This is a genomic window from Flavobacterium sp. LB2P53 (assembly GCF_003970305.1).
Taxonomy (GTDB): domain Bacteria; phylum Bacteroidota; class Bacteroidia; order Flavobacteriales; family Flavobacteriaceae; genus Flavobacterium.
Genome location: NZ_RYDG01000004.1, coordinates 246,308 through 259,143, shown reverse-complemented (window position 1 = coordinate 259,143; position 12,836 = coordinate 246,308). Strand labels below are relative to the sequence as shown.

The following is a 12,836-nucleotide window of genomic DNA, read 5'->3' as shown; positions in this document are numbered from 1 at the left end:
ACAAAAAATATGCTTTTATATTTAAAAAAAATATCTTATCAGATTCTTTGTTTCCAAAGACAAAATAATTCTCATAGAAAAAACAGAAAAGACGGTTTTATCGATATTTTTCAATAATTTGCACCCACTTTGAAAAGTCTGTTCAAAAACAGCAAAGTTCTCAATACCAGTAAGCCTTACCCATGTATTTAAAAAAAATTTCACTGTTCAATTATAAGAATTTTTCTGAAGCTAATTTTGATTTTGACTCTAAAATAAATTGCTTTGTAGGTAAAAACGGTATTGGCAAAACAAATGTGCTCGATGCAATCTACCATTTATCGTACGGAAAAAGCTATTTTAATCCATTGGCGGTACAAAACATCAAACATGGAGCCGAATTTTTCGTTATAGATGCTGCATTTGAAAAAAACGAAAGAACGGAACAAATTGTCTGCAGCCTTAAAAAAGGACAGAAAAAAATATTGAAACGCAACGGCAAAGCCTACGACAAATTCTCAGATCATATTGGGTTTATTCCTTTAGTGATTATTTCTCCGGCCGATAGAGATTTGATTGTGGAAGGCAGCGAAACCCGACGGAAATTCATGGACAGTGTGATTTCGCAACTGGACTCCCACTATTTACAGCAACTTATTCAATACCAGAAAGTAATGAGTCAGCGCAATGCTTTGTTGAAATATTTTGCGTTAAATCATGTTTTCGATACTGACACGCTCTCCATATATAATGAACAACTCAATGGTTTTGGAAACTATATTTTCGAAAAAAGAAAAGCATTTATAGAACAATTCATTCCTATTTTCAATACCCATCATCAAGCTATAACGGGTTCACAGGAAACCGTGCAACTCGTTTACGAAAGCCATTTATTCGAAAAAGACTTGTTGACCCTTTTACAGGAAAACATCAATAAAGACCGAGCGTTACATTATACGAGTGTAGGAATCCATAAAGACGATTTAGCCTTTGAAATTGACCAACATCCAATAAAGAAATTTGGCTCGCAAGGCCAACAAAAATCGTATTTGATCGCTTTAAAATTAGCGCAATTTGAGTTTTTAAAAAAACAAAGCGGTGTAAAACCAATTCTGTTATTTGATGATATTTTTGACAAATTAGACGAAAGTCGCGTGGCCAAAATAATCGAAATGGTCAACAGCGATACTTTTGGTCAACTTTTCATTTCAGATACCCATCCGGAACGTACGGAAGTTATTCTAAAATTGACCCATCAGAGCTATAAAATTTTCAACTTATAACTTTTATTTAGTACTTTATAAGGCCTGAAAATTGAAAAAACACCTAATTTAGCGTATTCAATTATAAATCAAATTACAATGAAATTCAGTTCAATATTCGTATTAATCATATCTTTTGCTTTTTTATCTTGTAATGGACAAGCATCAAAAGAAAGTCAAACTATCGATGCAAAAGCTTTTAGCGAAAAAATTGCGGCAACACCAAATCCACAAATTCTGGATGTACGAACGCCTGCGGAATTTTCGTCAGATCATATCGATAAAGCCGTAAATGTAGATTGGCTCGGAGACAGCTTTGTTGCAGGCACCGAAAAACTAGACAAAACAAAACCTGTTTTCGTGTACTGCAAAAGCGGCGGAAGAAGTCAAAGTGCCGTTGAAAAACTGGAAGAACTTGGCTTTACAAATGTTTACCAATTACAAGGCGGAATATTAAAATGGGACGCTGCAGGACTGTCTAAACCAAGCAACAAAATCACTGGAATGACTTTGCAGGACTACAATAAATCAGTAGACTCTGATAAAAAAATATTGGTTAGTTTTTATGCAGAATGGTGTGCGCCATGCAAAAAAATGACGCCCTACATCACAAAAATGCAAACTGAACTAGCAGATAGCGTAACCATCATACGATTGGATGCCGACAAAAACAAAACCTTAATGACCGAAATGAAAATCAGTGAACTTCCTACTCTATTATTATATGAAAAAGCAGCTGTAAAATGGAGAAAATCCGGTTTCATTAGCGAAGAAGAATTAAGAAAACAAATACAATAGTACAAGATGCTTTCAAAAGAAACACTACAATTTCTTGATGATTTAAAAGCCAATAATAATCGGGATTGGTTTCTGGAAAACAAAAAACGCTACGAAAGGTTCAAGAAAGACTACCAACAACTAGTTGGGGATTTACTGGACGCGATGAAACCTTTGGATCCATCGCTGGAAATGCTAGAAGTTAAAAATTGTACGTTCAGAATCAATCGCGACATTCGGTTTTCTAAGGACAAAACGCCTTACAAATCGCATTTGGGAATCTGGCTTTCGTCTGGTGCGAAAGGGCTGAATCGTTCCGGCTATTACATTCATCTGGAAAAAGGCGCGAGTTTTATTGCCGGCGGATTGTACTGCCCGGAATCCGAAGATTTAAAAAAAATGCGCAAAGAAATAGCATTTTTTCATGAGGATCTGGAAGCTATTCTTGAGAAGAAAGATTTCAAAAAAGAATTTAACAACTTTGATCGTAATGAAAAAAACACCCTGAAAAACCCGCCACGAGGGTACGAAAAAGAACATCCGGCTATTGAATTATTAAAACTAAAAAGTTTTGAGTCTTCACAGAAAATTGATTTTTCGGCAGCTGCCAAAAAAGATTTTGTTGCCGTAATGAGTCAAAAACTGATTGTGCTAAAACCATTGAACGATTTCATCAATCGAGCCTTAACTTCCGAGTAATTCAAATGATATCGACAAAAAAGAGAAGGATACTTTTTTTGGGGGAATCCTACAGAGCCGATGCCATCACCTGGATGAATGGACTCAAGGAATTTGGTGATTTCGAAATTATAACATGGGAATTAAAAACGCCTAGCGATAGTTTTAAGAACCGAATACTACGGATTTTCGAATTTAAATTTGCTTTTTTTAAAATTAGAAAACTTATTCAATTGCAAAAACCGGATATGGTAATCGCGGAACGAACCACCAGTTATGGTTTTCTTGCTGCATTGTCCGGAGTAAAACCAGTTGCAATCGCACAACAAGGCGGAACGGATTTGTGGCCGGAAAAATCTATTTCACTTCCATTAAAAAAAATAATTCAGCATTACGCTTTCAAAAAAGCCGATTTAATTCACGCTTGGGGACCCGCGATGACTTCATCTATGCTGGAGGCTAAAGTTGACATGAGTAAAGTTTTGGTATTACCAAAGGGAATTGATTTGGTGCAATTTGGCAATCAAAAAACTGCCAATCCTGAAAAAATTTGCGCTATCGTCACCCGCTCTTTGATGCCTGAATACTGCCATGCTATTGTTTTAAAAGCGTTTGCTGTTTTAAATCAAAAAGGGATAGATTTCGTCCTTACCATTGTAGGAGACGGAACACAACTTTTTAAATTAAAAGAGTTAGCTAAAAAGTTAAACATTGAAAATAAAGTCAATTTTACCGGAAGAATTCTGAATACGGAATTGCCAAAGCTATTGCAAGAATCAAACATTTACATCAGTATGCCCGTAACGGAAGGCGTTTCGGCATCCTTATTTGAAGCAATGGCAACTAATTGTTATCCAATTGTAAGTGCTATTTCCGGAAATAAAAGCTGGATTAAACACCGCAAAAACGGGCAATTAGTCCCCGTAGATGATTACAATAAACTTGCCGAAGAATTAATTTGGGCATTTGAAAACGATAAATACCGAAACGAAGCTGTTTCTATGAATAGAAAAATTGTTGAAAAAAATGCTGATTATAGTATTAACATGAAGATTATTGCCCATAAATACCACGAATTAATCAACCAAAATCAATCCAATTAATTATGTGTGGAATTAATGGAATCTTGCATTTACAATCTCAGAAAAAAGTAAACGAACGCGTTCTTACTAATATGCGGGATTCTCTGGAACATCGCGGTCCGGATGACAAAGGATTATTTATAGCAAACAATATTGGTTTTGGACACCGAAGACTTTCAATCTTGGATGTTTCAGTAGACGGGCACCAGCCTTTCCTATCCGAAGACGGAAGATATGTGCTCATTTATAATGGCGAAATTTATAACTACAAAGAATTTTATCCAGAGTTAAAAAGTAATGGATTTGATATCAGAACGACCTCAGACACGGAGGTTTTGATGAAATTATTTCAATTGTACGGTTTAAAAATGCTCCACCGCCTAAATGGTATGTTTGCTTTTGCTGTTTGGGATACATTAGAAAAAAAGCTGACTCTTGTTCGAGACAGAATGGGCGTTAAACCGCTATATTATTCTTTTTATAACGAAACATTTTATTTTGCATCAGAACAAAAAGCACTTTTCACGGCTGGAGTTCCGCTTAAAATGGCGCAAGACGGACTGGAAGAATATGTTTTTAACCGATTTGTAGCTGGAGAAAACACGCTGTACCTAAACGTAAAAAAGGTATTGCCTGGCAATAGCCTAATTATTGAAGAAGGCGGAAAAACCATTATAGAAAACTGGTGGAATCTAAAAAAGGAAATTCAAAACCACCCTGAAATAAAAAATCCGGTCGAATGGTTTCGGGAAACCTTTGATGATTCAGTTAAAATGCGCATGGTAAGTGACGTGCCTGTAGGTGTTTTATTGAGTGGTGGACTGGATTCCTCCTCTGTTTTAGCCTCGTTACACCATCAAAAATATAAAGACATTCAGACGTTCAATATGGGTTTCAAAGAAAAGGAACACAATGAAGCGCATTTAGCAAAAATGATGGCCGAGAAGTTCAATTATGGATTTCACACCATGCAATTAGAAGATGAGAATCTTTATGATCAGTTAATACGTTCCACTTATTTTCAGGATGAACCCATCATGCATTTAAGCGAACCACATATTTTAGCAGTGTCTCAAATGGCAAAACCTGCCGTAAAAGTATTGCTTTCCGGCGAAGGTGCTGATGAGTTAATGGGTGGTTATGTACGCTACAAAGCTTTGAAATATCCGTCTTTGTTAAATTCAATTGCAACCATCAGCAACATCGAATTATTTTCTAAAAAACCGAGGTATGAAAAGCTGCGTCGTTATGCTCAAATTAGTAAAAAATCTGATTTGGTTATTTATAATGGCTCTAATATTTATCCAAATGATATTGCGGAAACTTTTGGTATTAATACCCCTCCAGAAAACGAATACCGAAAACAAATTTATAAAGAAGCGAAATCTTTGTATCCAGATAACTTGCGGAGACAAGCCCTTTATTTTGACCAACACACCTATTTATGCTCACTTCTGGACAGGAACGATCGCTGTACAATGGGCGCATCCATTGAGTGTAGAGAACCATTTTTGGACCCAAGATTAATTATTGGTCTAGGATCGTTGGATGACAAGTGGCTCTTCTCAGGGAAAAAATGGAAATTCATTCTAAAAAAAGCAATGGAAGAACGTTTACCAAATGAAATTCTGAATTTCAGAAAAGTAGGTTTGAGTGCGCCTTGGGGCGATTATATCACAAAGAGTCATACCTTTAAAGATGAACTAGAGTCTTTCGCAAAAAGTGATCTGTTTCAAATCCCTTATTTTGAACATATTCACATCCAGAAACTGATAATGAATTTACAAAAAGGAGACACCAGAATGACGCCGTACATAATGCCGTTGTTTATGATGCATATCTGGATGAAAACGTATGCAACTAAATTTTAATCCTTACTTTTGGTGCAGGATTCAACAACACAAAACGCCCTTTCTTTTATGGAAATAGTACCTAATTTCTCTTTAAAAAAATACAACACATTTGGTATTGAAGCCAAAGCAAAACAGTTTGTCGCCATTCATTCTATACAGGATTTGATAACTATTTTACAAGAAAATAAAACGCAGCAAAAATTTATTTTGGGCGGAGGTAGCAACATGCTTTTGACAAAAGACATTGATGCCCTTGTGATTCATATCGATTTGAAAGGCAAAAAAATCCTTGAAGAAAACGAAGACTTTGTGTGGGTCAGAAGTCAGGCGGGCGAAAACTGGCATGAATTTGTGCTTTGGACCATCGATCAAAATTTTGGAGGATTAGAAAACATGTCACTAATTCCCGGAAATGTAGGGACTACGCCGGTCCAAAACATTGGTGCTTACGGAACTGAAATCAAAGATACTTTTGTTTCCTGTGAAGCAATGACGGTAGCAAATCAGGAAATAAAAATTTTCACAAAGGACGAATGTCATTTTGGTTACCGGGAAAGTGTTTTCAAAAACGAAATAAAAAACCAATACATCATTACATCAGTTGTTTTTAAATTGACTAAAAAGAACCATAAAATCAATACTTCTTACGGCGATATTTCGGCTGAATTAACCAAAAATAACATCAGCAATCCGACTTTAAAGGACGTCAGCAATGCTGTAATTACCATTCGACAAAGCAAATTACCCGACCCGGCAGTATTGGGAAACAGTGGCAGTTTCTTTAAAAATCCGATTCTGTTAAAATCCGATTTCGAAAAAATTTACAAGAAATTTCCTGAAATGAAATATTTTGATATTTCAGAAACTGAAGTAAAAGTTCCTGCTGGATGGCTGATAGAACAGGCCGGTTTCAAAGGAAAACGTTTTGGCGATGCCGGAATCCATAAAAATCAAGCGCTGGTTTTAGTGAATTATGGTCATGCAACCGGACAGGAAATTTTGAATGTTTCTAAAAATATTCAGGACACTATTTTTAAAATTTTTGGCATCCATATTGAGGCCGAAGTAAATGTGATTTAGGTGCTAGGCATTAGTCCAATAAATTTTAAAATCGTTTTACTAATCCCTATTCCTAATTCCCAAAAACCCAATCCTAAAATGTACACTCCAGAAATCTACAAAAACGAAAATCAGGAAGAAATCAAAAAATTTCTGCAAGAGAATAGTTTTGGTATTTTAATCAATCAAACCAATGGGAAATTGTGTGCCACACATATTCCTTTGGAACTGGAAACCAACAAAGAAGGCAAGGAAATTTTATGTGGGCACATTTCTAAAGAAAACCCACAATGGAATGGTTTTATAGACAACGACGAAATTTTAGCTGTATTTTCCGGACCTCACAGTTATATTTCTTCTTCTTGGTACGATCATGAAAATGTTCCAACATGGAACTATATTGCGGTTCATGTGTACGGAAAAATAAAAATTATTAAAGGAGAAGCCATCATTGAATCCTTAAAAAAACTGGTCGATAAGTACGAACAGAATTCTGAAAACCCGATTCGTATAGCAGATTTATCTAAAAAAACCATGATGCAAACTCGCGGTATTGTCGCCTTTGAAATTGAAATAACTGAAATTCAAGCCACAAAAAAATTATCTCAAAACAGAGACGAAAAAAACCATCAAAACATCATTTCTGAGTTAGAAAAAACAAAAGATTTTCAGTCAATAGCAGTTGCAAATGAGATGAAGAAATGCCTACTATAAATTCTTTTAAAAATCATAATTTATAATTTACAATTCATAATTCTATTCATACCTTTGCACTCTGCCGTCCCGAAGCTTCGGGATCGGGGATTTAAACACTCATTAAACTCAGATGCTTATACTAATTCTTTACTTTTTTATTTTTATTATTGCGGTTCAAATTTTATATTATCTAGGTGTTTTTGGGAAATTTGCTTTCGCCAAAATCCAAAAAATAACACCAAAAAGAATCCCCATTTCAGTTATTGTTTGTGCCAAAAACGAAGAAGAAAATGCAGCAAATTTCATCCCTTTACTGGCGGAACAAAACTATCCTGATTTTGAAATTGTCTTGATTGACGATGCCTCAAGTGATGCTACTCTGGCTATTTTTGAAGGTTTTGAAAAACAATATCCAAATATTCGTTTGGTAAAAGTACAAAACAACGAAGCCTTTTGGGGAAACAAAAAATATGCGTTGACATTAGGAATAAAAGCCGCAAAAAAAGAGTATTTACTATTCACTGATGCGGATTGTTATCCCACTTCAAAGGACTGGATAACAGCCATGAGTTCTCAATTTACGATGCAAAAAACTATCGTGTTGGGGTATGGGAAATATGAAAAAATTGCCAATTCTTTCCTGAATAAAATAATTCGTTTTGAAACTTTGTTAACCGCGATTCAATATTTTTCCTGGGCAAAAACAGGACATCCGTACATGGGTGTAGGAAGAAATTTAGCGTATAAAAAAGAAGAGTTTTTCAATGTAAATGGTTTTATTGATCACATGCAAATTCGTTCCGGTGACGATGATTTATTTGTAAACCAGGCGGCAAATGCTAGAAATACCACTATTGCTTTCACGCCGGAAAGCATTACGCTTTCCAGACCAAAAAAAACTTACAAAGACTGGCTGATTCAAAAAAGACGACATGTGGCTACGGCAAATTATTACAAACCTTTTGATAAATTACAATTAGGTCTGTTTTACTGTTCGCAATTGTTATTCATTTTATTGCCCATTGTATTGCTGTCTTTTCAATTCCAATGGATATTAGTGCTTAGTTTAATTGCGCTTCGGTATCTTGTAACATGGATTGTCATCGGATTTTCGGCAGGCAAATTAAAAGAAAAAGATGTTGTATATTGGTATCCAATAATTGAATTGGTATTGCTATTTACTCAAATCAATATTTTTATAACAAATACATTCTCAAAACCAGTCCATTGGAAATAAACGAACAGATAGAAAAAGCAAAACAAGGCGATCAAGTTGCCTTCACTTTTCTGTTGAATCATTACTGGAATGAAGTATATGGTTTTATGCTGAAACGCACCGAAAACGAAACCAATGCCGAAGATATCACCATTGAGACGTTCTCGAAAGCTTTTGATAAAATAGCCACTTACAATGCGGAATTCCAGTTCAACACCTGGCTTATTGCTATTGCAAAAAACGTTCACATCGATTTATTGCGGAAAAAAAAATCGAGTCTTTTTGTAGAAATTACCGATGAACACGATCAGCAAGCCTACAATATTGCCGACACTACTCCATCTGCGGAAGATGAATTGATAACGGAACAAAATCTTTCCCGATTACTGCAATTCATTAAAGAATTGAAACCCCATTATCAAGAGGTGATACAGTTGCGTTATTTTCAGGAAATGAGTTACCAGGAAATTGCAAACAAGATTGATGAGCCGCTAAGTAATGTCAAAATTAAGTTGCTTCGTGCCAAGAAATTATTGGCAGAAATCATTAAAAGTAGAAGGTAAATTTATCTTAAAAAATATAGCAAATCTATTTTTTGATTTTCAAATTTATTATCTAAACCAAAAAAATATAAAAGCCCCAAAATTATTATTGGAAATATCAAAAAGGGTAACTTACTTAAAAAGTTTATCTTGTTTTTTAAATTCAATATATGTCTATTATCAGACTCGTCACTATTCCAAAAAAAGTAAAATAAACTAACGGTCTTCCTATAATATCTCCTTCTTTATAATTACTTACATATCCTTGAGAATTTTCTACATCTTCACAACCATGAAAAACATATACTTCATTATTCCATAAAACTCTAACAAATTGAATAATTCCAAAAATGAAATAGAAAACAAATAGCAGATATAAAAAAGATTCCATTCATTTTGAAGCTTTTTTATACCTGATTTTTTTTACGAGTGTACCTTAATCTAATTGAGCTCTGATGGTAGTGGTATCCCTTGCCGCCATTTCGAGAAACATAGCAAAAAGCATGGATATACCGAAAATCAGAACGACTACTTCCTAAGAAAAGCGACTCTAGTACTGCCAAAGTATCCGTATCTCTTTATTCAAATAAACAACGAAACGAATCTACAAATAAACTCTATTCCTTATCTTTGTACTTTGAAAATTTAAATATGGAAATAGTTTTAGAAAATACTTTACCAACTGCAAAGCCAAAATGGTTGAAGGTAAAACTCCCAATAGGAAAAAAATACACTGAGCTTCGTGGCTTAGTGGACAAATATAGCTTAAATACAATTTGTGCCTCCGGAAGTTGCCCTAATATGGGTGAATGCTGGGGTGAAGGAACAGCAACTTTTATGATTCTGGGAAACACTTGTACGCGCTCTTGTGGTTTTTGCGGGGTAAAAACAGGAAGACCCGAAACCGTAGATTGGGATGAGCCCGAGAAGGTAGCGCGTTCTATCAAAATCATGAATATCAAACACGCCGTGATTACCAGCGTTGACAGAGATGACTTAAAAGATGGCGGCTCAATCATTTGGATAGAAACCGTAAAAGCCATTCGAAGAATGAACCCCAATATAACACTGGAAACGCTGATTCCTGATTTTCAAGGTATCGAAAGAAATATTGACCGTATCGTAGAAGCCAATCCTGAAGTAGTTTCGCATAACGTAGAAACGGTACGCCGATTAACCCGTGAAGTCCGCATTCAGGCAAAATACGACAGAAGTTTAGCCGTATTACGCTACTTGAAAGAAAAAGGAATTAAGAGAACAAAATCAGGTATTATGCTAGGTCTGGGCGAGCAGGAAGCCGAAGTTTTTCAAACCATGCGGGACTTGCGGGAAGCCAATGTGGATATTGTTACAATAGGTCAGTACTTGCAACCCAGCAAAAAACATTTGCCGGTAAAAGAATTCATAACACCCGATCAATTTGCAGTATACGAGAAATTTGGTTTAGAACTAGGGTTCCGTCATGTAGAAAGCGGACCATTAGTACGTTCCTCATATAAAGCACAAAAACATATTTTATAAATAGTTTATTCGTTTATTTGTTTAATCGGTTAACCAAATAAACGAATAAATGAATAAACGAATCCATTTGAAAACAAGAATTGCCATAAATGGTTTTGGAAGAATCGGCCGAAATTTATTCCGATTACTTTTAAACCATCCCTCAATAGAAGTTGTTGCCATAAATGATATTGCCGACAAGAAAACGATGGCCCATTTAGTGAAATATGATAGTATTCACGGGGTGTTACCCTTTACGGTCAGCGATGATGAAAAAGGAATTCTGGTAGACGGAAATCATTTTTTGTTTTTCCATGAAAAAACCATTTCCAATCTGGACTGGAAAAGTGTAGACATTGATTACGTAATCGAATCCACAGGTAAATACAAGACTTTTGAAGCGCTGAATGCCCATATCTTGGCTGGGGCCAAAAAAGTAATCCTTTCCGCACCATCAGAAGTAGACGCTATCAAAACAGTCGTTTTAGGTGTCAATGACTGTATACTTGACGGAACGGAAACCATTATATCAAATGCCAGCTGTACTACCAATAATGCCGCTCCAATGATCAAAGTAATCAATGACCTTTGCGGTATAGAACAAGCCTACATTACTACGATTCACTCGTACACCACAGACCAGAGTCTGCACGACCAACCACATAAAGACTTGCGTCGCGCCAGAGGAGCAAGTCAATCTATTGTACCCACAACAACTGGCGCTGCAAAAGCGTTGACAAAAATATTTCCCGAGTTTGAAGGTAAAATTGGCGGTTGCGGCATCCGGGTACCTGTCCCTGACGGCTCCTTGACTGACATCACATTCAATGTAAAGCGCACAGTAACAATACAGGAAATAAATGCCGCCTTCAAAAATGCTGCACAAACTACTTTAAAAGGTATTTTAGATTATACCGAGGACCCAATTGTTTCAGTTGATGTCATTGGCAATAAAAATTCTTGTATATTCGATGCTCAACTCACTTCGGTTATTGATAAAATGGTAAAAGTAGTTGGATGGTATGATAATGAAATTGGTTATTCATCCAGAATAATTGACCTAATACTATTGACAGAAAATAACCACGAAAAAATTTAATTACAAATGAATTATTTTTTCGTGTTTATTATTGTTTTTTAATCCTCACTGTTTCCTCAATCTACAGAGAAAACGGACAGTATTTTATATTACACTAGTTAAGGAACTCCAGCATTCAAACTAACAATTAAAAGAGGCACTGCTACACCCTCAAAAAGCAATCCTTTATGCGACTCGAAATAAAAACATAGAAGATCAAGCACTTCAGAATTATAATCTGGGTAAAATTTATTTTGATTTAAAAGAGTATGATAACGCCATAGAAACGTTCTCTAAGAGCGCGACTTTATTTTCAAGTTTTAAACCCCTCTGAATGCCATCAACGGAATTACCCATTTGTTATTGGTAGAAAACCCAAATGAAATTTAATCAACAATGCGCTAAAATTTACACAAAACGGAGCCGTACACGTAATTACCAAACTGCACTCTTTGCAGAATGAAAATGCAACTTTATATTATGAAATTACTGATACCGGAATTGGAATCCCCGAAGATAAACTGGCAAGTGTTTTTGACAATTTTTCCCAAAGTCCCATAGAAGTAAATCAAAAACATGGCGTCACGGGGCTAGGATTAACTATCGTAAAAAATTAATTAAAATACTGGGCGGCCAAATTAAACTAAAAAGTACTGTTAGGAGAAGGATCTACATTTTCATTCTTGCTGGACTTTAAAATAAGCGAACAACCACTACAAGAAGAAACCAAACCAAAAGCAAACTATGATTCAAAATTGTTGAATAAAAAATACTTTGGTAGAGGACAATAAAATCAACCAAATGATCACTAAAAAGATACTCATCAATAAAGGAATCATTTGTGAATTAGTTGACAATAGGGAAGATGCCATTGATTTAGTTCGAAAAAGCAAATTTGACTTGGTTCTTATGGACGCTCATTTACCGGGTATCAACGGCACAATCGCTACAGAATTGATTAGAATATTTGATAAAACCACCCCCATCATAGCGTTTACGGCGATCACATTGCATGAAAACCGCAAAATGCTCTTGTCTTTTGGAATGAATGAAGTCATTACAAAACCGTTCGCCCCAGAGGAATTTTACATAACAATCGCTGAATACATCTAGT

At 35.5% G+C, this 12,836-nt stretch carries 14 protein-coding genes; all 14 read left to right on the top strand.

Translation table 11 applies throughout. The annotated features are described in order from the left end of the window. Positions 1-182 precede the first annotated feature (182 nt). The 14 genes from recF (at position 183) to EKL95_RS07300 (ending at position 12,835) form a co-directional block, all read left to right on the top strand. Positions 183-1,262, top strand: coding sequence for a DNA replication/repair protein RecF (gene recF / locus EKL95_RS07365; protein ID WP_126461484.1), 1,080 nt, complete (start codon positions 183-185; stop codon positions 1,260-1,262). Between the two features lie 78 nt (positions 1,263-1,340). Further along, a complete protein-coding gene (locus EKL95_RS07360) occupies positions 1,341-2,039 on the top strand; it encodes a thioredoxin domain-containing protein (RefSeq protein WP_126461487.1) in 699 nt (232 codons plus the stop codon). 6 nt (positions 2,040-2,045) lie between these two features. After that, positions 2,046-2,717 (top strand): DUF2461 domain-containing protein, encoded by a 672-nt coding sequence (locus tag EKL95_RS07355; protein WP_126563860.1) that lies wholly within the window; start codon positions 2,046-2,048, stop codon positions 2,715-2,717. A gap of 5 nt (positions 2,718-2,722) precedes the next feature. Beyond that, complete coding sequence (locus EKL95_RS07350; RefSeq protein ID WP_126563859.1) at positions 2,723-3,799, top strand: glycosyltransferase family 4 protein; 1,077 nt, start codon at positions 2,723-2,725, stop codon at positions 3,797-3,799. A gap of 2 nt (positions 3,800-3,801) precedes the next feature. Further along, the gene (gene asnB / locus EKL95_RS07345) at positions 3,802-5,649 is read left to right on the top strand and encodes an asparagine synthase (glutamine-hydrolyzing) (protein WP_126563858.1); all 1,848 of its coding nucleotides are present in this window, start codon (positions 3,802-3,804) and stop codon (positions 5,647-5,649) included. Between the two features lie 48 nt (positions 5,650-5,697). After that, complete coding sequence (gene murB / locus EKL95_RS07340; protein WP_126461499.1) at positions 5,698-6,711, top strand: UDP-N-acetylmuramate dehydrogenase; 1,014 nt, start codon at positions 5,698-5,700, stop codon at positions 6,709-6,711. A gap of 78 nt (positions 6,712-6,789) precedes the next feature. After that, a complete protein-coding gene (locus EKL95_RS07335; protein WP_126563857.1) occupies positions 6,790-7,404 on the top strand; it encodes an FMN-binding negative transcriptional regulator in 615 nt (204 codons plus the stop codon). A gap of 112 nt (positions 7,405-7,516) precedes the next feature. Beyond that, on the top strand, positions 7,517-8,623 hold the full coding sequence (locus tag EKL95_RS07330; RefSeq protein ID WP_126461505.1) for a glycosyltransferase: 1,107 nt from the start codon (positions 7,517-7,519) through the stop codon (positions 8,621-8,623). Beyond that, complete coding sequence (locus tag EKL95_RS07325; RefSeq protein ID WP_126461508.1) at positions 8,614-9,165, top strand: RNA polymerase sigma factor; 552 nt, start codon at positions 8,614-8,616, stop codon at positions 9,163-9,165. Before EKL95_RS07330 ends, EKL95_RS07325 begins: the two co-directional genes overlap by 10 nt. A gap of 630 nt (positions 9,166-9,795) precedes the next feature. Continuing rightward, complete coding sequence (gene lipA / locus EKL95_RS07320; RefSeq protein WP_126453603.1) at positions 9,796-10,665, top strand: lipoyl synthase; 870 nt, start codon at positions 9,796-9,798, stop codon at positions 10,663-10,665. 67 nt (positions 10,666-10,732) lie between these two features. Continuing rightward, positions 10,733-11,743: a type I glyceraldehyde-3-phosphate dehydrogenase gene (gap, locus tag EKL95_RS07315; RefSeq protein ID WP_126563885.1), complete on the top strand. Its 1,011-nt coding sequence runs from the start codon at positions 10,733-10,735 to the stop codon at positions 11,741-11,743. 139 nt (positions 11,744-11,882) lie between these two features. Then, positions 11,883-12,056, top strand: coding sequence for a tetratricopeptide repeat protein (locus EKL95_RS15400; RefSeq protein ID WP_126562342.1), 174 nt, complete (start codon positions 11,883-11,885; stop codon positions 12,054-12,056). Between the two features lie 55 nt (positions 12,057-12,111). Continuing rightward, positions 12,112-12,339 carry an ATP-binding protein gene (locus EKL95_RS07305; RefSeq protein ID WP_126563856.1) on the top strand — a complete coding sequence of 76 codons (228 nt, stop codon included), beginning with the start codon at positions 12,112-12,114 and terminating at the stop codon, positions 12,337-12,339. Positions 12,340-12,523: 184 nt separating this feature from the next. Next, on the top strand, positions 12,524-12,835 hold the full coding sequence (locus EKL95_RS07300; protein ID WP_126563855.1) for a response regulator: 312 nt from the start codon (positions 12,524-12,526) through the stop codon (positions 12,833-12,835). The last annotated feature ends 1 nt before the right edge of the window (position 12,836 follow it).